A 24,494-nucleotide genomic window follows, 5' to 3' on the forward strand; every position below is an offset into this window, starting at 1 on the left:
AGGAAGGATCATTGTGCAGGATACAGTAAAAAGGAAAATCGAATTAGAAAAAAAGCAACTTAGTTTGAAAAACATGTATTTCAATCGTTATCTAATCGTACGTTACCTGACTGCCTTTTTCTTTTTCATGAACATGCAATGGATGATTCTGCTTCTATCAGCTAAAAGTTTAGGAAGTAGTTTACCGATGATTCTGATTTTAGCTATTTTGCCTGCAGTAGGAGAACAAGTAAAGCTTTATCGAAAACACCAAACGAACGTTCCATGGACAAAGTGGTATTTTTTATTCCAGAGTGTCTTTAATTTATTATTGATTCCAGTGTTGTTTACCTCAGGATTTACATTCTTGTATCCTTTTATGGCAAATAACAATGGAGGACAGTTATTTGTTTTCATTCTTGTTGTAAGCGGTATTTTTACCAGTGTATTTATACAGTATCGTTTAAAGAAAATTTCACTCAACCAAGACCAACAGTATATCCGTATTAAACAATATGAAAAAGCGTTATATTTAGGAAAGGAGAATAACTAATGTTTGATTTTTTGCAGAAATACCTGATGGGACCTATGGGGAAAATTGCGCAACTTAAAATCGTTCGGGCTGTCATGGCAGCGGGGATGGCTTCTATTCCTTTCACGATTGTAGGCTCGATGTTTTTGGTTTTAAATATTTTGCCATTACCGTTCCCATTTTTAGAAGGATTTTTTAATGCAACTTTTTTCAAAGTTAGTGACTTGTACATGATCGTCAATACAATGACGATGGGGATTTTATCTATTTACTTTGCCATTGTGTTTGCTTATGAATTAACGTCAATTGAACGAGATGAACAAAAATTAAATGTTAATCCGCTCACGGGGGCATTACTATCTGTTTTTGCATTCTTTATGTGTATCCCTGAATTGATCATGACTGATGGTAAAATCAGCTTGATTGCTTCTATCAATGAGACAGAAACTGTAGTAAATGGTATTAGGATGGGCTCTTTTGTCGAACGTTTAGGAACTTCAGGAATCTTTACAGCTATTATTATGTCGATTATTGCGGTCGAATTGTATTGTATGTGTGTCAAGAGAAATTGGGTCATAAAAATGCCAGATGTTGTTCCGCCAGGAGTTTCTCGTTCTTTCACTGCTCTGATCCCAACATTTGTCATTGCGTTTGTGGTGATGATCATCAATGGATTATTAGTTGCACTAGGAACGGATATCTTCAAAATGATTGCTATCCCATTTGGGTTTGTTACGCAGTTGACGAATACATGGCTTGGTGTCATGGTGATTTATTTCTTGATCCATGCATTGTGGATCGTAGGGATCCATGGAGCGAATATCATCACTTCTTTCTTGACCCCAATCGTATTAGCTAATATGGCAGCTAACGCACAAGGCGCAAATTATCCGTTGGCAGGAAAATTCAACAATTCTTATGTAACCGTTGGTGGATCAGGTGCGACTTTAGGATTGATCATCTTTATTGCATTCCTCGCGAAATCTGATCAGCTGAAAGTGTTAGGAAAAGCCTCACTTGTACCAGGATTATTCAATATCAATGAACCAATCATTTTCGGGATGCCAATCGTCTACAATCCCTATTTAGCGGTTCCGTTTTTCTTAGCTCCGATGGCTTCTGCTACACTCGCTTATTTTGCCATTCGGCTGGAAATCGTCAAACCGATGCTTGCACAGATGCCGTGGCCTTCACCAGTCGGGATCGGAGCATTTGTTGGTAGTGGTGGTGATTGGAAAGCGGCTGTGTTAGCAGTCATTTGTGCAATCATCGCATTCATTATCTGGTTCCCATTTATCAAATTCTATGATAATAAATTATTAAATGAAGAAAGAGAAAAGGCAGCAGAATTAGCTAGTGAAAAGTTAAAATGATTTCTAAGAAAAAAGGAACTGTGACAAAAAATCACAGTCCCTTTTTTTCTTAGAAATGGGAAACCACTAGTATATAAATACCATTATTCTTCAATCAACCGCTTCACGATTGCATAATCCCCTTCATAAGGTTCATCTACACCATTGATTTTTTGATAGGGATCCACGCCTTTTCCCGCAATAACGACTGAATCTTGCGGAGCGCTTTCTGCTAAAGCGCGTCGAATCGCTTCAGGACGATCCATTTCATAATGAACGATCAAATCTGGATTAGTAATTGCTTCATTGATTTCTTCCGCGATTTTTTTCGGATCTTCAAATGCTGGGTCATCTGCCGTCAAAAAGGCGATGTCAGCTGTTTCTGATAGCACTTTTCCAAAATCATGTCGACGGGAGATTGCTTTGTTTCCTGGGCTGCCTAATACAACAATTACACGGCCATCTGGATGTTCATTTTTGGCAAATTCCAGCAATGTTTTCAAGCTTAGATAATTATGTGCGTAGTCCACATAGACATGCGCTCCATTGGATTGGATCAATTGATCCATTCGGCCTGGTACACGAGCTTCTTTTAATCCGTCTTGTGCATCTTGACTGGAGGCACCTGTTAGTGCTGCGGCAATGATCGCACTGGCTGCATTTTCTTGGTTGAATCCTCCAGCCAACAAAATATCATAAGCAGTATCGCAGATAGCTAAGTGATCTTGACGAGAAGATAAAGTAAATCCGTGGTTACCTTTGTCTGAATGGATCACTTGATAATTGCTTTTTTCCGAACGACCATAAGTGATTGTTGGGATCTGGAATAGATCGGCGGTTTCTTTAAGCAAATCAAAATAGTCACTTTCGTGATTCAAAACAACTGTTTTTGAGTTTAAGATCAATTGACGCTTGCAATAGAAATAGTCATCAAATGTCGGATGTTCGATCGGACTGATATGGTCAGGCGAGATATTCAAGAAGATTCCTACATCTAAAGTCAACCCGTACACACGTTGTGTTTTGTAAGCTTGTGAAGAAACTTCCATCACTAGATGAGTCATACCATTTTCAACTGCTTCTGCCATCATACGATATAAATCTAATGACTCAGGCGTTGTTAAATGGGATTTGAAATACGTTTTGCCATCTAGCGTTGTATTCATCGTAGAAAGCAATGCAGTTTTTTTATTCGTTGTGTGATCCAAGATTGCTTTTGTAAAGTACGCAGCAGTTGTTTTACCTTTTGTTCCAGTGAATCCGATCACTTTCAATTTATTTTGCGGATAGTCGTAAAAAGCCATAGCAAGAAGCGCCATTGCTTTACGGATATCCGTTACGATGATTCCTACTGCTGAATTTTCGTATGGTTGTTCTGATACATAATATTGAATACCCTGTTCGATTGCTGAATCCAAATATTCTTCTTTGAAATTCATTCCTTTACAGAAAAACAAAGTAGAAGCATCAGCTTTTCTTGAATCATAACTTAACTGAAGAAATTCAGCTTTTTCTGGTACATCAAGATGCCAGCCTCTTGTTGAAACAAATTCTTTTAATAGATTTTCTTTTAATAGTAAATGACGGATGTCTTCTAAAGAGAAGCTCATTGATTGATCCCTCGCTTCATTCAATTTCTTGGTTTATTATAGCACACTCTTTTTAATATATCGTTTGTTTCCGCTATGACAAAATCCAGCTTTATTCAAATTTTCTTGACACAGGGGACAAGCGGATGAGTATTTTCATAAACAATGAACTGACTGTAATAGATAGGAGAACGAATAGTGTCTCCAACAATCCAAAAACATAATAATTCAAAAAGACGATAAGACTATTGGTAAGTAAAAGTCCTTGCGGCATTGGAAGCCGAAAAAATTTGTGGAAAATAATCGGCGGTATCGTTATACCGCCATTTGAGGCCCCGACTGTGTACAATGTGTAAACCCCAAGACTGAACAAAAGACTTCCTGAAATCAGTGAAAAGAAATGTGAGGAGATTATTTCCACTTTTGGAACAATCTCTAAAACAACAGGAAAAAGCAGACTTCCCGCTACAGTCTTAAAAAATACTGATTTTCCTAATAGGACAGCGGCTAGAAGCAGCATCATAAGATTGATGCTCCAAACAGTAACTGAGCGTTGGATAGAAAAGGCCGTTTCAACTAAATGTCCGATGGCGCCCACTCCGGCGGAAGCTATATCGTGAGGGAGCAAGAACCAATTCAATCCAACTGTGATAAAGAAAAGACCTAAAAATATAACGGGTAGTTTTTTTATTTCTTGTGTCATTGATATCTCCTATAAATGTTAGCCATAAAAGGCTGTATATTTCTTTACTTTACCAAAAAAACGAAACCGAATTCAAAAAAACAATTGTTCTTATAAAAGTTATATAAAATCGATTGCCAGTTTCTGTTTTACCAATTAAAATGATAGTAATGTTTTGTAGAAAGTTGGAATCTGACCGATGGATAATCAAAGAAAACCAGCATTAGATCAATTAACACCGCAAGAAAAAATGGCACGAGGCTCTGCTTGGATGACCGCCAGTAATATCATTTCAAGATTGCTAGGGGCTGTCTATATCATTCCTTGGTATGCTTGGATGGGCGAAAATGCTAAGGCTGCCAATGGATTATTCAATATGGGATACAATATATATGCATTGTTTCTACTGATCTCTACAGCAGGAATACCTGCTGCGATTGCAAAACAAACTGCACGCTATAATTCATTGAATGAATATGGCACTTCACGACGATTATTTATCCGTGCATTACAGATGATGGGCGGGTTAGGCCTGTTGTTTGCTTTGTTCATGTACATCGCCTCTCCTTGGCTAGCTCATGCTTCTGGTGGCGGAGAAGAACTGATTCCAACGATGCGTTCTTTGAGTATCGCTGTATTGGTTTTTCCTTGTATGAGTGTAATACGAGGGTATTTTCAAGGCAATCAAGAAATGATGCCTTATGCGCTGTCGCAGATTGTAGAACAGGTGGCACGTATTTTTTATATGCTATTGGCTACATTCATCATCATGAAAGTCATGGATGGTGACTATGTGACGGCGGTCACGCAATCAACTTTCGCGGCATTTATCGGTATGCTAGCAAGTATTCTTGTCCTTTTGTATTTTTTGAAGAAACATCAAGCGTATACATCGGCGTTTATTCACTACAGCGAAAACAAAGTAAATATTGCAACGAAGGAATTGTTGTTAGATACCGTTAAAGAAGCGATTCCGTTTATTATTGTGGGTTCAGGGGTAACGATCTTCAAATTAGTCGATCAGTTCACTTTTATGAAGATCATGTCTGCATCCACCGAGTATTCCAATGCACAGTTACTGGATCTTTTTTCGATTTTTAGTGCCAATCCAGATAAGTTGACGATGGTAGTTATCGCATTGGCAACATCGATCGCGTCTACTGGGTTACCGTTGATTACAGAAGCTGTTACGTTGAAAGATCGAGTAGGTCTGGCAAAATTGACAAGCGGAAATTTACAGTTGTTTTCATTTTTTATGTTTCCGGCGACATTTGGTGTTATGTTACTTGCCTATCCGCTAAATACATTATTTTATACACCGGATTCTCTAGGAAGTAATGTACTGATCCAAGCAAGTTTTGTAGGACTCTTCCTAGGACTATATATGCTAGTTTCCAACATGCTGCAAGGAATGTTTGAAAACAAGGCGGCAATTAATTATTTGGTTATTGGGTTTCTAGTGAAACTCCTTCTTCAATACCCAGCCATTCGTTTATTTGAAGTATACGGCCCTTTATTGGCGACAATGATCGGATTTGCTGTGTCTTGTACCTTGATCTTAAAGAGAATCCATGAAGTAGCCCGCTTTAAACCAAGTTTTGTCTGGCGCAGGACATTGCTGATCTTTATTCTTACCTTGATTATGCTTTTGGCTTCGTGGATCACAAAGATGATTTTTGGTGCTTTTTTAAACGAAGATAGCAAATTCCAGTCTCTATTGTTGATTCTTGTAGTAGCAGGTATAGGGGCTTTAGTGTATGGTTATTTAGCTTTGAAAATCCGCTTGGCAGAAAGACTACTAGGACCAGGAATAGCGCGTTTACGACATAAATTAAAAATAAAATAAGTGAATCAGAAGAGCTAGATTGATGCTCTTTTGAAATGGGGGAAACGCATGCGTTTAGATAAGTTTTTAGCAGATATGGGACTTGGCAGCCGCAAAGAAGTCAAAGGATTGATCAAAAAAGGAACGATCGAAGTCAATGGACAAGTGGTGAAAAGCGATAAAGCGCAAGTAAATGAATTCGAAGATGCGGTTACTTATTTAGGAGAAATCATTACGTATCAAAAAGATTTTTACTACATTTTGCATAAACCTGCAGGAGTCATTTCTGCTACTCAGGATAATCATGATCAAACCGTAATCGATTTATTGGAAGACCAGGATTATCGGGAAGATCTTTTTCCAGTCGGCCGATTAGATAAAGACACAGAGGGCCTCTTGATTTTAACGAATGACGGGGTGTTTGCCCATCAGTTACTATCACCTAAAAAACATGTGGAGAAAGAATATCTAGCTGAGGTTAGCGGTATAATGACAGAAGAAGATATCCGTTTATTTGCAGAAGGACTGATTATTGATGGCGATGAGCAGACATTGCCGGCAAAACTCCAAATTGATCAAGTAGATCAAGAGACAGAAACTTCAATTATCCGTCTGATTTTGCATGAAGGAAAGTTTCACCAAGTTAAGCGAATGGTCAAAGCAGTAGGAAAAGAAGTCTTATATTTAAAAAGAATCCGTATGGGAAAATTTTGGCTGCCTAAAGATTTGAATAAAGGGCAATATCGACCCATGACCAAAGAAGAGCTAGAACAAGTGAGAGAAAAATAATTGAATGGATAGCTAAAAGAATAAGCAGAGTAGTTGTAGCGCCATCTGAAAAGCAGACTTGTCCGTCTGACTTTCGGATGGCTTTTTTGTGAAATTTCGGCTTATTTCCGTAGAAGCTACTTCTGGAACACCGTTTGTTCGGAATAAGGGACTGTGACAAGACTTTTGTCACAGTCCTCATTGTTCCTTGTGACTCAGAGTTAGATAGTAAGGACACGATCTCCCTAATACTCAGGCCAAAACGCTGAATTCACAACCTCTGATAAACGGTGTTCAATCAGCTGACCCTCGGTATTAGCTCAAAAAACGGCAAAATATGAGGAACTATTTTCCCGTTTTTTTCTCTAATACTCAGGCCAAAACGCTGATTTCACAACCTCTCCTATACTTTGTTTCATTTTCCCTATACTTTGTTTATTTATTCTCATTATTGAAAGCGCTATAATTGCGTTGCGAATGAATCGAAAGGGGTTTTTAGATGAAAAAACGAAAGGGGTTCAATCATTTTTTTATGAATCTATGGCGTTATAAAGCACTTGTCCTGATGGCTGTACCGGGTATGTTTTGGATGATTTTTTTCTTTTACATACCTGTAATGGCGAATGTCGTAGCATTCAAAAATTTTCATATTTCAGCAGATGGGTTCTTGGCTAGCTTGAGGGAAAGTCCTTGGGTGGGTTGGGAAAATTTCAAATTTTTATTTTCTTCGGATCAAGCATTTCTCATCACTAAAAATACAATTTTATATAATGTAGCATTTATCCTTTTGAATCTGCTGATCTCAGTCGTATTTGCAATCATTATGAGCGAGTTGAGAAATAAACGACTCGTTAAAGTTTATCAAACGATGTCCTTACTACCTTATTTTCTATCTTGGGTCATTATCAGTTACTTTGTTTACGCTTTTTTAAGTCCCGACAAAGGAATATTCAATCAGTGGATCACTGGACATGGAGGAGAAGCTGTCAATTGGTATAATGAACCAAAATATTGGCCGTTTATCTTGGTGTTCATTGGTACATGGAAAGGGATTGGTTATAACAGCATTATTTACTTTGCATCTGTTATGGGAATCGATCCGACTTATTATGAAGCTGCTATGGTTGATGGAGCTAGCAAATGGCAGCAGATCAAACATGTGACGATACCACAACTTATTCCACTAATGACGATTTTAACGATTTTAGCCGTAGGAAACATTTTCCGAGCTGATTTTGGCCTGTTTTATAACATTCCTAGGAATTCCGGTGCATTATATGATGTGACTCAAGTTTTGGATACGTATATCTACAATGGCCTGACATCCACAGGAGATTTTGGTATGACGGCTGCTGCAGGACTTTACCAATCAGTTGTCGGCTTTGTCTTGTTGATGATCACAAATACGATCGCCCGACGTTTTGATAGCGATTCTGCATTATTCTAAGGAGGAAAAAAATGAAAAAAAAGAAAGTGGAGAGAGTCCAAGTCCGCTCTTTCAATAAGACGGCTAATTTTTTCTCTAATATAATGATTGCACTCTTTGCTATTTCCTGTATTTTGCCATTTATATTTGTTATCGCCATCTCTTTTACCGATGAGTCCATATTGTCGACTCACGGGTACAGTTTTTGGCCAGAAAAGTTCAGTATATTTGGTTATACGTACTTGTTCGACCAAATGCAGGATAAAATTTTCCAAGCGCTTTTCGTCACTGTACTTGTTACTGTTTTAGGTACACTGATCAATAGCACGGCTACTTCTTTATATGCTTATGCGATTTCACGGTCAAACTTTCCATTCCGTCGTTTTTTTACCGTTTTTTGTTTGATTACGATGTTGTTCTCACCAGGGATGGTGGCCAATTATCTTGTTATGACAAATCTTCTTCAGTTAAAAGATACGATTTGGGCATTGATCTTGCCAATGGCTGTCAGTCCCTTCAATATTATTGTGATGCGCACATTCTTTAAACGTTCGGTCTCTGATTCGATTATTGAATCGGCACGGATCGATGGAGCTAGCGAACTGCGAATATTTGTTCAGATCGTTTTACCGTTAGCTGTTCCAGGTATTGCGACAATCAGTTTATTTGCCGCATTGGGTTACTGGAATGACTGGTTCAATGCTTTACTATACATCCAAGATGATAAGCTAGTTCCACTACAGTATCTTTTGATGAAAATCCAAAGTAATATTCAATATCTGACACAAAATTCAGGAGCAGGAAGCCAATTGACAGGCGGATTAGCCTCAGTTCCAGGAGAATCTGCCAGAATGGCGATCGTAGTCATCTCGACGTTGCCTATTGCGATCAGCTATCCATTTTTCCAGAAGCATTTTGTCAAAGGTCTAACAATCGGCGGAGTAAAAGAATAAAGAAACAAAAATATAAATCATAAAATTAGGAGGAAGAAAAATGAAGTTATGGAAGAAACTAGCCTTTACAGGTGTTTCAGCGTTGTTGTTGGGAACATTAGCAGCATGCGGAGGTTCTGGTTCTAAAGACCAGGCAGAAGCTAGTGATTCGGACACTTTGCAGATGTATCAAATCGGAGATAAACCAGATAATTTCGATCAATTGATGGAAGTAGCAAACAAACGAATCGAAAAAGAGATCGGTGTAAAAGTCAATATCAATTACATTGGCTGGGGCGATTACGAAAAGAAAATGAACGTCATCATTTCTTCCGGGGAAAATTATGATATCGCCTTTGCGAACAACTATGTTTCCAATGCCCAAAAAGGAGCCTTTGCTGATTTGACTGAATTAGCGCCTAAGTACGCTGAAAAAGCTTATAATGATTTAGATGAAGCATATATTAAAGGAAATCTGGTCAATGGAAAATTATATGCTTTCCCAGTCAATGGAAATGTCTTTGCTCAACAAGTACTTACTTTTAACAAAGCTTTACTAGATAAATACGATCTTTCAATTGATGGAATCCAATCTTACGCTGATGCAGAAAAAGTCTTGAAGGAATTCCATGAAAAAGAACCAAACACGGCAGCTTTTGCCATTGGACAAGGCTTCAAAGTCCAAGGGAACTTTGATTATCCTTTAGGGAATACGTTACCGTTTGCTATTGATCTGGATGGAGATGATTCGAAAATCATCAACCAATACGATAATGAAACGTATATCGGACTGTTACGTACAATGCATAGCTGGTACAAACAAGGACTCATTCCAAGTGACGCTGCAACGAGCAATAAGGATTATCCACTAGAAGGAAATACTTGGCTAATGCGTGGAGAAACACAAGGACCGTATGATTATGGCGATACGATTTTGACAAATGCAGCAAAACAAGAACTTGTTTCAAAAGCAATTACTGTTCCACTAAAATCTACAGCTCAAGCACAAATGGCAAATTTTGTCGTATCAAATACTTCAAAAAATAAAGAAAAATCAGTAGAACTTCTAGGGCTGCTTAACAGTGATCCAGAATTATTGAATGGGCTTGTTTGGGGGATCGAAGGAGAAGCATGGGAAAAAGTCGATGGTTCAGATGATAAAATCAAATTGCTAGATGGTTATCAGCCAAATACACATATGTCTGCTTGGAATACAGGAAACAACAAGATTCTATATACACAAGAGTCTATTACGGATGACATGATTGCCAAACGTGATCAATCGATTGCTGATGCAGAAACTTCACCGATTTTAGGATTCAGCTTCAACACTGACAGTGTCAAAACAGAATTAAGTAATATTTCTAATGTCATGAATCAATATTTAGATGGATTGAATACAGGGACTGTTGATCCAGATGAAACATTACCGAAATTGAAAGACGCTTTGGACAAGGCTGGCTATGATAAGGTATTGAAAGAAATGCAAAAACAATATGATGAGTTCCGACAAGAATAATAATGAATAAAGACAAAGGGGTTGTGACAAAAGACGTGTCACAACCTCTTGTTCCGAATAAACGGTGTTCAAAAGCCAGTTTCTCGGTATTAAGCTAAATATATGTAAAAATGTGGAAAGCCATATTCACAAAATTTTTCTTACTACTCGAAACTAAGCGGCTATTTCACAACCTCTTGGTAAACGGTGTTCAATCAGCTGACCCTCGGTATTCGCTCACAAAACGACAAAATATGAGGAACTATTTTTCCGTTTGTTTCTCTAATAATCAGGTCAAGGTGCTGATTGCCCAACCTTTTTTTGTATAATGAGAAAGTATAAACTTAATGTTTGGAGGAGAAGATATGTTAGGGAAGGTTTTGGAAGAGTTATTTATTCGGATCTGGGTCGTTATAAAACTAACCTTGTATTTCTGGATATATACATTTGCCGGCGGGATCATCTTTGGATTAGGTGCGGCATGGAAAACAGTCAATGAACTATTTTATTTGTACGGATTCGAGTATAAAGAAATCACAATAAAAAGAGGCTGGAATATATATAAAAGAAATTTTTTAAGAGGCAATCTGCTATTTAGTTTATTTTTATCTGGTACTGCTTTATTGAGTTACAATTTATATTTATCTGTTCAAATCAAAGGGCTCATTTTTTTAGCTATTGATTTTATTTTACTTTTTGCCTTGCTCTGCCTATTTGCTACTTATCAATACAGTATGATTTTAGATAGTGAATATACGATCTCTGTTCCTAATCTGCTAAAGCTAAGTTTTATTTCGGTTTTTTCCAGCTTTTCGTCTTTTCTAAAAATAATTATTGGTAGCGGTATAATTTTAGGCGTGACTTGGCAATTCAAAGGATTGATCCTGTTTGGTGTCATTGGTCTTTTGACGGTTTGGAATGGTACGATGACAACACACTGGCGTGAAGAATTAGATAAACAGTTGGAAAGTTATGAATAAGTTTCGGATTCTATTTTCAAAAGGAACCTTACTAAATCGTCTGTTGCGGAAATACGCGGTTATCATGATCGGTGTAACGATGACTGCTACCGTTATTTTTAGTATCCATACTTGGGAACAAAATCAAAAACAGGCAGAAAACATGACAAGTGATGCCGTTCAAAGCACAAGCAGAATGCTGAATGATAAAACAACCTTGAGTAGGATCATCAAAAACCAGCTTGTAGGGAATTCCGAAAAGATCGAAAATGTGACGACCTACTTAACAAAACCCATAGATCAGTATCTGATGTATGTATACGAACAGCAAAACAGTACCGATGAATTAGTTTCTTTCCCAAATCAAATCAAAGATCTCTACGCAAATTATGAAGAACTAAGTGCGATATATATCGTGTTGAATCAACTACCGGAGTATTATGAATCTTCTAGAGAAAACAAAGGTGGGAAAATAAAAAAGGGGACACCAAAATTACTAGACGCTTTTTATATCAAGTTGCCTATCACACAAGGAGGAGCTGAGTCAGGAAGTATTTTTATTGGTTTTCAAAAGAAAGAACTAGATATGATTTTAGAAAATCTAACGTCATTCAATGGACTCTCTTTATACATGATTTCTGGAACGACAAATCGACTATACACATTCCATGATAATAAAATAGCTAAAGAAACGTTTGAAAGACAAGAAATGATCATCACAGAGAGTCTGAAGAAAAATTCACAATTGCCGATTGACGATCTGGAAAAAAACAATTTTGTTCAACACCAAGAACTGTCTGATGATTATCGTATATTAGCTGTACTAGATAAAAAAAGTGTAAAAATCGAAACGGGAAAAAATCTTGCCCCGCTGATCATTGGTATCATTATTTTAGACAATATACTGCTTATCTTTCTTTATAAAACATTCAAACGATATTCACAGCAAGTATCTATCGTCATGCAGGCCATGGATCAAACAGCAGCAGGGAATTTAGAGACGCGGATCGACATAACAAACACGGAATATGAACTGAAGGAACTTTCAATCGGTATCAACGAAATGTTGGATAGCATCAATCAGTTTGTAGAAGACATCTACAAATTAGAAATCAAACAGCAAGACGCACATATGCGGGCGCTTCAAGCACAGATCAATCCACACTTTTTATATAATACATTAGAATATATCCGAATGTATGCAATCAGCGAAGGAAGTGAAGAATTAGCAGATGTTGTGTATGCGTTTTCCGCTTTGCTTCGAAACAATACGAATCAAGAGAAAACGATCACTTTAAAAGAAGAACTGGACTTTTGCGAAAAATATGTCTATTTGTATCAAATGCGTTATCCTAATCGAGTAGCCTATCATTTTATGATCGATCCTGATTTGGAAAAGATCGAAGTACCTAAATTTGTGATCCAGCCATTAGTTGAAAATTATTTTAAACACGGTATTGATTTTACTCGATTCGATAATGCGCTAAGTGTCAAAGTCTTGCAGGAAGGCAAACGGGTAAGGATCATCATCAAAGATAATGGAAAAGGGATGACTGAAAAACGGCTAAAACAGATTGAAGAAAAACTGTCTCATCCTAAAGTGGAACTTCACGGTTCTATCGGTCTGCAAAACGTGAATGAACGTTTACGTGCCAGCTTCGGCAGCAGTTATTATATGTCGCTTGAGAATAATGAGACAGGTGGACTGACCGTTTCTATTACATTCAAGGAGGGATGAGCGTGTATCAAGTGTTATTGGTAGATGATGAATACATGATTTTGAATGGGTTAAAAAAGATAATTGATTGGCAAAGTTTAGGCTTTCAAATAGTAGCAACAGCAGAGAATGCCAAAGAAGGACTAGCTGTACTTGAACAGCGACAGATTGATTTAGTAGTAACGGATGTGACAATGCCAGAAATAAATGGACTGGAATTTATTGAAGCGGCTCAAAAAGAACGTCATAATTTTGAATTTATGATTTTATCAGGATACCAAGAATTCGATTATTTGAAAGGAGGTATGCAATTAGGCGCCGTGAATTATTTGATGAAACCCGTGAATAAGTTCGAATTGGTTGAAAGCCTCAAGAAAATCAAAACACGGTTAGATCAGCAAAATGAACAAAAAAATCAACAAGAAATCTATCAAGAACTGTTATTCAGTCAATGGTTGAATGAAGAATTGGATGAAATAAGTGAAGAAGAAATAATAGGACAAATAAGTGAGAAGCAGCATAGGATAGTATTGATTCAACTGGCAAGAACTCATGATACTCTTATCAATAGATGGTTGCAAGAACGGCAACAAATCTTTTACTATCAACGAAATTACGGAGACCGTGTATTGATCACGTTGTTGTTGGAGGCAGATGAAGTTGATGGCTTCTGTTGTTTTGTTCAAGAAAACTTTCCTGATCAGGAATGGCTGATCAGTATCGGGGAAGAGACAGATTCTTTGGACAAAATCCCTGAAACATTCCAACAAGCGAAAGACAATCTACAGTTGCATCAATTTTATGGAGATAAAGACGAGCATGTTTTTTACGCAGTACAAGCAGAAACAAAAGATCAAACCATCGATTTTTCAAGTTTCAGACGCGTGCTGCAAAATAAACAATTGGAAGTCGCTCAAAAAATGATCACTGATTTTTTTGAACAGTTTCAGTTAGCAGCCATGATGCCGGAAGATATACGATATTCCAGTTTTTTACTGTTTATGGAGATTCAACGGGAATTGATTGATCTGGAAGATGAGGAATATTTACAAGGAATCGAAAAAATCCATCAGGCAAAAACGGTGCAAGAACTTCAGCAGCTACTTCTGTCATTCATCAAAAAGCATCAGAGACAGAAAAAGTACAGTGACAATGTGGAAAAAGTAATCGTAATCCTGCACCAGCATTATCAAGAACCACTTACACTCAAAGAAGTGTCAGAAAACCTGCATTTAAATGTCATGTATCTAGGACAGCTGTTCAAAAAAGAAACGAAAAAAAGTTTTTCAGCTTATTTGAACCATTTACGTATGGAAAAAGCGAAACAACTGCTTTTGCACAGTAATCAAAACATCAATGAGATAGCAAGTGAGATTGGCTACAACAACACCACGTATTTCTCTAAATTATTCAAGAAAATCGTCGGCAGATCCCCTAAAGAGTACCGAGAAAACAGTGGAGAATCATAAAAGAAAAAGCCAATGTAATGAAATAACTTATAAAAAATTGTCTAGAAATCTAATTTTTGGCTGTTCTTATTACTTGAGGCAAGGCAGCTTTTTCACGACCTCTCCACTAAACGGTGTTCAAAAGCCAGTTTCTCGTTATTAAGCCAAATTTATGCAAAAATGTGGAAAGCCATTTTCACAAAATTTTTCTTAATACTCGAAACTAAACAGCTTTTTCACGACCTCTCCACTAAACGGTGTTCAATCAGCTGACCCTCGGTATTAGCTCAAAAAATGGCAAAATATGAGGAACTATTTTGCCATTTGTCTCTCTAATACTCAGGTCAGAACGCTGATTTCACAACCTCTCAATAAACGGTGTTCAAAAGCTTGCATCTGCGGTAATAAGACCAACCAAACGAAAAATATGAGGAGCTATTTTTGCTTGGCTGTTCTTATTACTTGATGCAGGACAGTTTTTTCACATCCTCTTGTTAATTATAGTTTGATAAGGAAAAAGGCAAATCTTTTGCTTGATATTTCTTAGGGTGAGGGACGATCCCTAATTGGTAAGAGATCGTGCCGCCTTTCAGCAAATCTTGATGGGTAAAATATAATTTCGTATATTCTTTGTCCATCCGTTTGATTTTATGGATAAATTGTTGCTGCGGCCGATTAGGCGTTGCTTCAATCGTCAATTCCTTTCCATTTGACAAAAGCAAAACAGCCTTGTCAATTAATGGCATACCGATAACATATTCACCGGTTCCAGGCGTGACAGGATAAAATCCCAGACTATTGAAGATATACCAAGCGGCCATACTTCCATTGTCCTCATCTCCAGGGTAACCTATTGGAGAATCGTCGAAGGTCTGAGTTATCAACTGTTTAAGCAGTGGCTGTGCCATTTCAGGTTGTCCTATATAACTGAACAAGTAAGGATAGTGAAAACTTGGCTGGTTTGAAATAGCTAATTGTCCAAATTCTATCGCGGCCATCTCACTCATTTCGTGGATCTCAAAACCATATCCTCCTGGGTCAAACGTTGGGGGCTGATTGCACAGCTCAATGAGTTTTTCTTTATATCTCTCACTGCCACCATATTTTCCGATCAGTCCTGAAAAATCGTGATAAACAGCAAAGCTGCTTTGCCAAGCACTTCCTTCTGCATAATCTTGTCCCCAACGATTAGCTGAAAATGGTTCTCTGAACTTGCCATCTTTATCTTTTGAACGCATAAATCCTGACTCATAGTCAAAGATATTTTGATAGTTCAATGATTGCTGCTGATATTTCTTCGCCATTTCCTCCTCTTCTAGTACCTTGGCAACTTGGCTAATACAAAAATCGCTATAAGCATAGTCTAATGTGTGATTGACTGATTCGTGGTAGTGATTAGGAACATAGCCATATGTCAAGTAATCTTCTGTTCCTTGTCGTCCATAATTTGGATGTTTGCTTTGAACCGTAGCACCTTTTTCCATTGCCGTTAGAAATTCAGGCATCAAGTCTCGTCGGATATCTTTTACAGCAGCATCTGCAATGACCGCATCGATCAATGTCCCAGGCATAAGTCCACGTTCATCAGGAGACAGCCATTTTGGCAAATAGCCACTTTCTCTATAGCTGTTCAAAAAACCTTCCAGCATTTCTTCGTATTTTTCTACAGCAATCAAAGAATAAAGAGGATAAACCGTTTTATACGTATCCCAAAACCCATTATTTGTATAGAGAACACCAGGTTTTATAGATCGACTAGTCGTATCATAGTGGATTTTTTGCCCACTAGGATCAATTTCATAAAATGTTTGTGGAAATAAAAACACCCGATATAAATTATGATAAAACGTCCGCAATTGTTGTTGATCATGGTGTGTGAGCTGTATACGATCAAAATAGGACTGCCATTGTTCTTGACTGTGAGCAAGGTAAGTCTCTTTGCTTTGGTTTTGTTCTAGTTCCAGGTTATAAGCTGCTTGTTCCGAGCTGATAAAAGATGTCCCAAATCGGATAGTTTGTTTTTTTGTCTGTTCAAAATACAACGGGATCGAGTCGCTATTTTTGTTGGAAACAGCTAACTCATCAATTGTTAAAGGATATTCAAATCTCAATATAAAATAAAAAGAAAAATCAGGATCTTCTGAACCAGCAAAATGTGTGATTTTTCCTTCCACTGTGTAAGGATCTATAACAAAGAGCTGATGGCGTCCCGGAAAGGATAAAAGTAAACCGCTATCATTTTTGCTGTAATCAATAGATAAGATTCCGCCATACATGCTAGGTATCAATGTAGAACAGATGCCATAACGTAATTGACAGATCGACAGATGAGTCGGGCAAAATATACTTTCTTCTGGGCGGTAAGAACTTTGAGCATGGAAAAGGGTGTTCTCCTGTAGTTTTCCATTGATCGGCGTAAACAGCATATGACTGAAATCACCCATCCAAGGACTTGGTTGATGGGTAAGACGGTAGCCTTGAAAAACGCGGTCATCAGGATGAAACCACCAGCTGCCGTTTTGATCCGTAGTTTGCGGTGCAAAATAATTCATCCCAAAAGGAACGCCAGTATAAGGCTGGCAGTTCCCATTAGAGAAATTTGGCTGATTCGCTGTTGCATGTCTAGTATCTATTTGACCGATATTCATTTTATTTCTCCTTTGTTGATTGTCTTTTGATGAATGAAACTGGAAATTTACTATCGGATGGTCGATCTTTTGTCTCTAACCAAGTGACCAAAGCATCTCCCGCAAGCTTACCTAACTGTTCAAAATCTTGTGCGATGGTTGTCAGTGGCGGGTCAACAAGAGCTGCTGCTTGGATATCATCAAATCCGATAATTGAAAAATCTTCAGGGATATGATAACCATGCTGTCTCAAGAGATTCATGGTCTGGATAGCGACAACATCGTTTTCACAAACAAAAGCAGTTACTTCATACTTAGTGATATAAGAAAGCAATTCATCTAATGTCGCGCTTTTATCATCCAGCGAAGTGTGGAAAGCCAAACCAGCTTTGTCTAATGCTTCAAGGTAACCAAGGTAACGCTGACGTACGGATTGTGGATGAGTCTGCGTACCAAACAAATAAGCGATTTTTGAATGTCCCTGTTCGATCAAATAAGAGGCAGCAAGCGCACCGCCTTGGAAATTATCGGAAAGAACGGTAGGAAAAGGTAACTCATAGATTTTTTTATCTAATATGACGACAGGGAATTCTTTCAATGAAAGCTCAAAAAGTAAGTCAAGATGTTGTTCTGTATCAAGAGCATAATAAATCAATCCGTCAAATTCATTGATTAGCTCTTTTGCTGTTTTATTTTGTAGAAAGTCAAGCGTCGTCATCATGACATCAATCTGTTTATCTTGCATCACAGGGTTCAATCCCTTGCTAAAATCACCAACAGACAAATCAGCGACATATGGAAGAAGAAACAGAATCCGTCGTGTTTTTGTAGGAGAAGCAAGAATCTGTTCCGGAGAAGCGGATTTAACGAAACTGCCTTTCCCGCGAACGCGATAAATAAGTCCTAATTGCTCTAATTCAGTCAATGCACGTTTGGAAGTGATTCTGCTTACTTTATAGGTACGTGAAAGTTCTTTTTCAGTTGGTAGTTGGCTGTCTACAGGTAATTCACCAGTTAAAATAGCCGTTTGCAAATCATTAAATATTGTCTGGTACAATGGTTGATTCATATAAACACCTCTTAATGATATATCATATTTAAATAATACCATAATGGATGAAAAAGTAAATAAAAAGATATTTTTTGAAAGCGTAGACATAATTGGCTGTATGAAGTATAATCTTTAAAGATATATCAAATAGAAAGAAGGTTTTATTAGTGGTTTATAAAGATATACCAAAATCGGTGCAGAAATTTATGGAAGATATCACACAAAAATGTGGGGATATCCATGCGGACTGGGCAAAGAATTTTACAGCAGCATTTGCCAATACTCTGTTGACAACAGTCAAAAAGCAAAATGACGGAACCACCTTTTTATTGACGGGAGACATTCCAGCGATGTGGTTAAGAGACTCTACTGCACAAGTTCGTCCTTATTTAGTGATTGCAAAAGAAGATGAGGAATTAGCTGACATGATCAGCGGGTTAGTCAAAAAGCAATTTTTTTATATCAATATCGATCCATATGCGAATGCCTTCAACGAAGAAGCTAACGGTGCTGGCCACCAAACAGATCATACAAAAATGAACGATTGGATCTGGGAAAGAAAATATGAAATTGATTCTTTATGCTACCCAATACAGTTGGCCTATCTTCTTTACAAAAATACAGGAAAAACTGATCAATTCAATCAATCTTTTATTGAAGGTATCAAAAAAATCTTGGACGTGTTCAAAACAGAGCAAGATCATGAACACTCTCCTTATACATTTGTACGAGACACGACAAGAAAAGAAGATACGCTGATCAATGACGGGCGAGGTGCAAAAACAGCTTTTACAGGAATGACATGGTCTGGTTTCCGTCCTAGCGATGATGCTTGCCGTTATGGATATCTGGTACCATCCAATATGTTTGCGGTGGTCGTGTTAGGTTATGTGGAAGAAATTTTTCAAACGATACTCGATGATAAAGAAATTGTACAGCAAACACAGAAATTGAAGAAAGAGATTCAAGAGGGGATTCAGAATCACGGACGAACGGTTAATCAAAAAGGGCAAACGATTTATGCATATGAAGTAGATGGAATGGGAAACGCCACAGTCATGGATGACAGTAATGTGCCCAATCTGATCGCCGCACCTTACTTGGGATATTGTTCTGAACAAGAGGAAGATTATCTGCAAACAAGAAGAACATTGTTGAGTAAAGAAAATCCATATTTCTATGAAGGAAAGTACGCAAAAGGAATTGGATCCTCCCATACGCCAGAAAAATACGTTTGGCCGATTGCATTAGCTATGGAAGGAATGACAACGTCAGACAAATCTGAAAAAGAGCGGATATTGAATTTACTTGTAGCAACTGACGCAGGAACACACCTTATGCACGAAGGATTCGATGTGAACAATCCTGAAAATTATACGAGAGAATGGTTTTCTTGGGCAAATATGATGTTTTGCGAATTAGTCATGGATTACTTTGATATTAGAGTAGAAAAGTAGGAGGTATCGTAAATGAAAAAGAAAGTATATATCATTTCTCATAGCCACTGGGATCGTGAATGGTACATGGCTTACGAACAGCATCACATGCGACTGATTGAATTGATAGACGATCTACTAGAGCTATTTGAAGTTGATCCGTCCTTCAACAGTTTTCATTTGGATGGGCAAACGATTATTTTAGATGACTATCTTCAAGTAAGGCCAGAAAAAAGACAGGCAATCCAACAAGCAATCAATGAAGGAAAATTGAGAATTGGACCATTTTATATCTTGCAAGATGATTTTCTTATCAGCTCGGAATCGAACGTGAGAAATATGCTGATTGGCATGGAAGAAAGCCGTAAATGGGGAACCCCTGTCATGTTAGGCTATTTTCCCGATACATTTGGAAATATGGGACAGACGCCTCAATTAATGAAACAAGCTGGTATTTCAGCAGCAGCGTTTGGCCGTGGTGTAAAACCAATTGGCTTTGATAATCAAGTTTTGGAAGCAGAAAACTATTCTTCCCAATACTCAGAGATGTGGTGGAAAGGACCTGATCAAACAGCAATCTTTGGTCTGCTATTTGCCAATTGGTATAGCAACGGGAATGAGATTCCAGTAGAAAAAGAAGCAGCTCTTGCCTTTTGGAAGCAAAAATTAGCGGATGCAGAACAATATGCCTCTACGAACCACTTATTGATGATGAATGGTGTTGATCATCAACCGGTACAAAAAGATATATCAAAAGCAATCCATCTCGCAAATGAACTGTTTCCAGATTACGAGTTTATTCATTCTAATTTTACTGACTATCTGGAAGCAGTTCAAAAAGATGTGCCAGAAGACTTAGGCTCAGTAGAAGGAGAATTGACAAGTCAAGAAACGGATGGCTGGTATACTTTAGCCAATACAGCATCTGCTCGGGTTTACTTAAAACAATGGAATACCAAGGTCCAGCGACAGCTAGAAAATATTACAGAACCACTTGCGACGATGGCTTATGAAGTTAGTGGAAACTATCCCCATGATCAATTAGATTATGCTTGGAAGACATTAATGCAAAATCATCCTCACGACAGTATTTGCGGTTGTTCAGTCGATTCTGTCCATCGGGAAATGATACCTCGTTTTGAAAAAGCAGATGAAGTTGGAAAGTATCTTGCACAAGATTCCTTAGAACAGCTGACCGCAGCAATCGATACGACCGGATTCCCAAAAGACAGCTTTCCATTTGTCATTGTAAATACTGCAGGAATGGATAAAACTGGTGAAGCAGAAATAACCATCGAATTAGAAAGAAAAAGATTCGCTGAAGGAATACCTGAACAACTATATCAAGAGTTAGAAAATTTGCCTAAACGTAAGTATCATGTAGAAACAAAAAGTGGGGCCACTATACCAGCTATTTTATCTGAAGAAACTGTCCAATTTGGTTATGATTTGCCGAAAGACCGTTTCCGTGTGCCATATATGGCAAGAATGATCAAAGTGACTTTACCATTAGAAAACATGCCAGCATTTTCTTGGGAAACATTCGCGCTTGTAGAAGGGGAAGCGAAAGCAGAAGAAAAGGAAACAATGATTCATCAGAGTGGACGAATCATCGAAAACGGCCCTCTACATTTGACGATTGAAAAAAATGGTACCATTACAATGGAAGATCGCAAAAACAAACGAAAGTTGAATAATCTGCATATTTTTGAAGATATCGGCGATATAGGAAATGAGTATATCTCTAAACAACCTTTCTGTGATCAGCCAATCCTATCCAGTAACAAAGAAAACTCTGAAGTAAAAGTATTAGTAGATACACCGGAAATAGCAAAAATAAGTATTCTACAGGAAATGGAAATCCCTGTTTCTGCAGACGAGCGTTTAGAAAAAGAACAGCAGATGGTTGTGGAATTTCGTTATCGAAAAGCAGAACGATCCAAAGAAAAACGAATCCTTCAAATAAAAACAATCATGACAATCAGAAAAGATAGTAAAAAAATCGACTTTGAAACGACTCTCGACAATCAGATGAAAGATCATCGCTTACGTGTCTTGTTTCCTACAAAGTTACATGTGGAACATCACGAAGCAGATAGTATTTTTGAAGTGGTGAAGCGCCCAAACCATGTGTCTAAAAGTTGGGAAAACCCCACGAATCCGCAACATCAGCAAGCATTTGTCAATATTCATGATGAAGAGTACGGTGTAACAGTCGGAAACTTTGGTTTGAATGAATATGAAGTAACAGAAGACGGACAAATCGCAGTGACGCTACTTCGCAGTGTGGGAGAACTAGGCGATTGGGGATATTTTCCAACACCAGAAGCACAGTGTCTAGGTGAGCATCGGTTCAATTACAGCATTGAACTACATGGACCAGAAGAAAAATTCTCTACTTATTTGCATGCATACGCAGCACAGATTCCTTTTTCCACTCAACAAATCAAACATCATGAAGGAACATTGATTTCAAAACAACAATATTTAACGATAAAAAGTGAAACGTTTGCAATTACAGCTTTGAAACGCAGCAAGTTTAGTGATAAAGTAGTAGTAAGAGGTTTCAATATGTCTAGTCATTTAGAAAAATTGGAAATAACTAAAGACAATGGAAAAACTGTCATATTGAATCTGCTTGAAGAACCAACGAAGCAAGCGGTTGTCCCAATAATCCAACCTTATGAGATTCGGACAATCGGATTCGAGGAGGAAAACGAATGTATGGCGGAATAGAAGCAGGCGGAACAAAATTTGTGTGTGCGGTTTCAGATGGTGGAGAAATTTTAGAAAAATTAAGTATCCCTACCACAACACCAGAAGAAACATTGGATCAGGTATTTGAATTTTTTGATCGTTATGAATTGAAGGGAATCGGGATTGGCTCATTCGGCCCGATTGGTATCGACAAAACAAAAGATAATTACGGATACGTTTTGGCAACTCCCAAAAAAGGGTGGGCACAATTCGATTTTCTTGGCACAATCAAGGAACGCTACAATATTCCTGCTGCTTGGACAACGGATGTCAATGCTGCTGCATATGGGGAATTGAAGCAAGGAGCAGCACAAGGAAAAAATAGTTGTATTTACCTTACCGTGGGAACAGGAATCGGTGCAGGTGTCGTGATCAATGAAGAAATTTTTTCAGGGATCGCACATCCTGAAATGGGACATATTTGGGTGAAACGCCATCCAGATGACCATTATGAAGGTACTTGTCCTTATCATAAAGATTGTTTAGAAGGATTAGCAGCAGGACCGTCTATTGAGGCACGCACAGGGATCAAAGGGCAAGATCTGCCGCAAGATCATCCTGTTTGGGCTATTCAGGCTTATTATATTGCTCAAGCACTGATCAACTATACGTTGACGTTAGCACCTGAAAAGATTATTTTAGGCGGTGGGGTAATGAATCAGGATCATCTCCTTCAAAAAATCCGTCAGCAATTTGTTGAATTGATGGGTGGTTATATGGAAACACCTCAAGTAAGTGAATATATCGTTCGTTGGGGACTGCCGAATGAAAGTGGGATTATCGGTAGTTTGCTGTTAGCAGAACACGAACATCAAAAGTAAGCAGACAAATTACACAAAAAGAACAGAGTCTTATCATTATCTGCTGATAAGACTCTGTTCTTTTTTCTTTCTATTCCCATAATCCAGGTAAAGCTTTACCGACTATTTTTTCTTGAGTAAATGGATGGATCATGTGCAGTTCTAATGCATGGAGCATCAGTCGTTCAGCAGTTCTATTTTGGTAGAGAGGGTCTCCAACGATCGGATGTCCCTTATGAGCTAAATGAACTCTGATCTGGTGTGTACGTCCGGTTTCCAAAACACAATAGACTTGTGTTTGTTCAGAAAGTACTTTGTTGACAGTGACATGTGTCAAGGCGCTCTGACCATTTTTATCATCTACGACCCTTTTTCTCCGATCATGGCGATCTCGTCCAATTTTATTGGTGATGGTCATATCTTTGGCAATTTCTCCCCATACGATGGCTTGATATCTCCGATAGATCATTTTTTGTTCCAACATTCTTCCAAGTATCGGCAAGACAAATGGATTTTTTGCAAATAAAACGGCACCGCTTGTTTCTTTGTCCAAGCGATGGACAACGTAAGGTCGTTGCTGTTTAGTGTCGAGATAAGCAGCTAAATGATTGAGCAAGGTACTGTTTTCTGTCGGTTCATTTGGATGAGTCTTCATTCCTGCAGGCTTATCCACTATAATCAAATGCTCATCTTCATATAAAACGCGGATGTGCGCCGCATCTCCAAGCTGGACTTCTTGATAATTATAATCTGTTTCTTCGAATAACAATGTGACCTGGTCATTGCCCTTTACTTCATGATGGAACAAAGCAGGTTGTTGATTGATCCAAACGTTTTTACGTATACGCAAAAAATGTCGAACCTTTCTAGGGACTAACCATTCCTTTTCAAGCAAGTCGCGAATCGTTGTTTCAGGATGGTTCATAGGTAAAGTGATCGTGATTTTCACAAGTGTACTCCTTTCAGTGCAATTGCAGACTAATTGTACCATTTTTAAAACATATTTAAGAAAAAACTTACATTTTTCTGTTCATTCTTATGTTACTCTGCTTGCACTAACGTAAAAAAACATATTGAACTACAACTTAAGCAGGAAGAAAACACTCTTTCACTATG

The 24,494-nt window shown here is 37.9% G+C and carries 18 protein-coding genes; 13 read left to right on the top strand and 5 right to left on the bottom strand.

Annotated elements, in window-relative coordinates; genetic code table 11:
• Positions 1-13: 13 nt before the first annotated feature.
• Together OZ002_RS10380 and celB are read left to right on the top strand one after the other, a co-directional pair.
• On the top strand, positions 14-532 hold the full coding sequence (locus OZ002_RS10380) for a hypothetical protein (protein ID WP_002297723.1): 519 nt from the start codon (positions 14-16) through the stop codon (positions 530-532).
• Positions 532-1,884: a PTS cellobiose transporter subunit IIC gene (gene celB, locus OZ002_RS10385; protein ID WP_325083259.1), complete on the top strand. Its 1,353-nt coding sequence runs from the start codon at positions 532-534 to the stop codon at positions 1,882-1,884. The genes OZ002_RS10380 and celB overlap by 1 nt, the downstream gene beginning before the upstream one ends.
• A gap of 83 nt (positions 1,885-1,967) precedes the next feature.
• Here the strand turns inward: celB and OZ002_RS10390 are convergent, their stop codons facing one another.
• Both OZ002_RS10390 and OZ002_RS10395 read right to left on the bottom strand, forming a co-directional pair.
• Positions 1,968-3,473: a UDP-N-acetylmuramoyl-L-alanyl-D-glutamate--L-lysine ligase gene (locus OZ002_RS10390; protein ID WP_156249337.1), complete on the bottom strand. Its 1,506-nt coding sequence runs from the start codon at positions 3,471-3,473 to the stop codon at positions 1,968-1,970.
• A 91-nt stretch (positions 3,474-3,564) separates the two neighbouring features.
• Positions 3,565-4,155: a YitT family protein gene (locus tag OZ002_RS10395; RefSeq protein WP_010727314.1), complete on the bottom strand. Its 591-nt coding sequence runs from the start codon at positions 4,153-4,155 to the stop codon at positions 3,565-3,567.
• 178 nt (positions 4,156-4,333) lie between these two features.
• Between OZ002_RS10395 and OZ002_RS10400 the strand changes: the two genes are divergently transcribed.
• The 8 genes from OZ002_RS10400 (at position 4,334) to OZ002_RS10435 (ending at position 14,728) form a co-directional block, all read left to right on the top strand.
• Positions 4,334-5,980, top strand: coding sequence for a putative polysaccharide biosynthesis protein (locus tag OZ002_RS10400; protein ID WP_002332371.1), 1,647 nt, complete (start codon positions 4,334-4,336; stop codon positions 5,978-5,980).
• 48 nt (positions 5,981-6,028) lie between these two features.
• Positions 6,029-6,748, top strand: a complete 720-nt coding sequence (locus tag OZ002_RS10405; protein ID WP_002285969.1) for a pseudouridine synthase — start codon at positions 6,029-6,031, stop codon at positions 6,746-6,748.
• 478 nt (positions 6,749-7,226) lie between these two features.
• Positions 7,227-8,174: an ABC transporter permease gene (locus tag OZ002_RS10410; protein WP_325083260.1), complete on the top strand. Its 948-nt coding sequence runs from the start codon at positions 7,227-7,229 to the stop codon at positions 8,172-8,174.
• Positions 8,175-8,185: 11 nt separating this feature from the next.
• Entirely contained in the window at positions 8,186-9,106 is a 921-nt protein-coding gene (locus OZ002_RS10415) for a carbohydrate ABC transporter permease (protein WP_002285972.1), read from the top strand.
• A gap of 40 nt (positions 9,107-9,146) precedes the next feature.
• Positions 9,147-10,604 (top strand): ABC transporter substrate-binding protein, encoded by a 1,458-nt coding sequence (locus OZ002_RS10420; RefSeq protein ID WP_156249339.1) that lies wholly within the window; start codon positions 9,147-9,149, stop codon positions 10,602-10,604.
• Positions 10,605-10,948: 344 nt separating this feature from the next.
• Positions 10,949-11,563 (top strand): DUF624 domain-containing protein, encoded by a 615-nt coding sequence (locus OZ002_RS10425; RefSeq protein WP_002297732.1) that lies wholly within the window; start codon positions 10,949-10,951, stop codon positions 11,561-11,563.
• Positions 11,556-13,280: a sensor histidine kinase gene (locus OZ002_RS10430; protein WP_010730514.1), complete on the top strand. Its 1,725-nt coding sequence runs from the start codon at positions 11,556-11,558 to the stop codon at positions 13,278-13,280. Before OZ002_RS10425 ends, OZ002_RS10430 begins: the two co-directional genes overlap by 8 nt.
• Positions 13,277-14,728: a response regulator transcription factor gene (locus OZ002_RS10435; protein ID WP_002304851.1), complete on the top strand. Its 1,452-nt coding sequence runs from the start codon at positions 13,277-13,279 to the stop codon at positions 14,726-14,728. The genes OZ002_RS10430 and OZ002_RS10435 overlap by 4 nt, the downstream gene beginning before the upstream one ends.
• Positions 14,729-15,201: 473 nt before the next feature.
• On the opposite strand, the gene OZ002_RS10440 is transcribed toward OZ002_RS10435, so the two are convergent.
• A complete protein-coding gene (locus tag OZ002_RS10440) occupies positions 15,202-17,355 on the bottom strand; it encodes a GH92 family glycosyl hydrolase (RefSeq protein ID WP_156249340.1) in 2,154 nt (717 codons plus the stop codon).
• A 1-nt stretch (position 17,356) separates the two neighbouring features.
• On the bottom strand, positions 17,357-18,403 hold the full coding sequence (locus OZ002_RS10445) for a GntR family transcriptional regulator (protein WP_156249341.1): 1,047 nt from the start codon (positions 18,401-18,403) through the stop codon (positions 17,357-17,359).
• Positions 18,404-18,552: 149 nt separating this feature from the next.
• On the opposite strand from OZ002_RS10445, the gene OZ002_RS10450 reads away from it, so the two are divergent.
• From OZ002_RS10450 to OZ002_RS10460, 3 genes are read left to right on the top strand one after another with little or no spacing between them, the layout of a single operon-like run.
• Positions 18,553-19,842 (top strand): glycoside hydrolase family 125 protein, encoded by a 1,290-nt coding sequence (locus OZ002_RS10450; protein ID WP_002294491.1) that lies wholly within the window; start codon positions 18,553-18,555, stop codon positions 19,840-19,842.
• Between the two features lie 12 nt (positions 19,843-19,854).
• A complete protein-coding gene (locus OZ002_RS10455) occupies positions 19,855-22,557 on the top strand; it encodes an alpha-mannosidase (RefSeq protein WP_156249342.1) in 2,703 nt (900 codons plus the stop codon).
• Positions 22,542-23,399 carry an ROK family protein gene (locus OZ002_RS10460; RefSeq protein ID WP_002285988.1) on the top strand — a complete coding sequence of 286 codons (858 nt, stop codon included), beginning with the start codon at positions 22,542-22,544 and terminating at the stop codon, positions 23,397-23,399. The genes OZ002_RS10455 and OZ002_RS10460 overlap by 16 nt, the downstream gene beginning before the upstream one ends.
• A 70-nt stretch (positions 23,400-23,469) precedes the next feature.
• Here the strand turns inward: OZ002_RS10460 and OZ002_RS10465 are convergent, their stop codons facing one another.
• A complete protein-coding gene (locus OZ002_RS10465) occupies positions 23,470-24,327 on the bottom strand; it encodes an RluA family pseudouridine synthase (RefSeq protein WP_002332379.1) in 858 nt (285 codons plus the stop codon).
• Positions 24,328-24,494 lie beyond the last annotated feature (167 nt).

Origin of the sequence: Enterococcus sp. E4-150, assembly GCF_035726465.1 — a bacterium.
Taxonomy (GTDB): domain Bacteria; phylum Bacillota; class Bacilli; order Lactobacillales; family Enterococcaceae; genus Enterococcus_B; species Enterococcus_B faecium.

Bases quoted from the DNA above. Each gene is read 5' to 3' on its own strand.
- celB (WP_325083259.1), top strand. From the start codon at position 532: ATGTTTGATTTTTTGCAGAAATACCTGATGGGACCTATGGGGAAAATT.
- OZ002_RS10390 (WP_156249337.1), bottom strand. From the start codon at position 3,473: ATGAGCTTCTCTTTAGAAGACATCCGTCATTTACTATTAAAAGAAAAT.
- OZ002_RS10395 (WP_010727314.1), bottom strand. From the start codon at position 4,155: ATGACACAAGAAATAAAAAAACTACCCGTTATATTTTTAGGTCTTTTC.
- OZ002_RS10400 (WP_002332371.1), top strand. From the start codon at position 4,334: ATGGATAATCAAAGAAAACCAGCATTAGATCAATTAACACCGCAAGAA.
- OZ002_RS10405 (WP_002285969.1), top strand. From the start codon at position 6,029: ATGCGTTTAGATAAGTTTTTAGCAGATATGGGACTTGGCAGCCGCAAA.
- OZ002_RS10410 (WP_325083260.1), top strand. From the start codon at position 7,227: ATGAAAAAACGAAAGGGGTTCAATCATTTTTTTATGAATCTATGGCGT.
- OZ002_RS10415 (WP_002285972.1), top strand. From the start codon at position 8,186: ATGAAAAAAAAGAAAGTGGAGAGAGTCCAAGTCCGCTCTTTCAATAAG.
- OZ002_RS10420 (WP_156249339.1), top strand. From the start codon at position 9,147: ATGAAGTTATGGAAGAAACTAGCCTTTACAGGTGTTTCAGCGTTGTTG.
- OZ002_RS10425 (WP_002297732.1), top strand. From the start codon at position 10,949: ATGTTAGGGAAGGTTTTGGAAGAGTTATTTATTCGGATCTGGGTCGTT.
- OZ002_RS10430 (WP_010730514.1), top strand. From the start codon at position 11,556: ATGAATAAGTTTCGGATTCTATTTTCAAAAGGAACCTTACTAAATCGT.
- OZ002_RS10435 (WP_002304851.1), top strand. From the start codon at position 13,277: ATGAGCGTGTATCAAGTGTTATTGGTAGATGATGAATACATGATTTTG.
- OZ002_RS10440 (WP_156249340.1), bottom strand. From the start codon at position 17,355: ATGAATATCGGTCAAATAGATACTAGACATGCAACAGCGAATCAGCCA.
- OZ002_RS10445 (WP_156249341.1), bottom strand. From the start codon at position 18,403: ATGAATCAACCATTGTACCAGACAATATTTAATGATTTGCAAACGGCT.
- OZ002_RS10455 (WP_156249342.1), top strand. From the start codon at position 19,855: ATGAAAAAGAAAGTATATATCATTTCTCATAGCCACTGGGATCGTGAA.
- OZ002_RS10460 (WP_002285988.1), top strand. From the start codon at position 22,542: ATGTATGGCGGAATAGAAGCAGGCGGAACAAAATTTGTGTGTGCGGTT.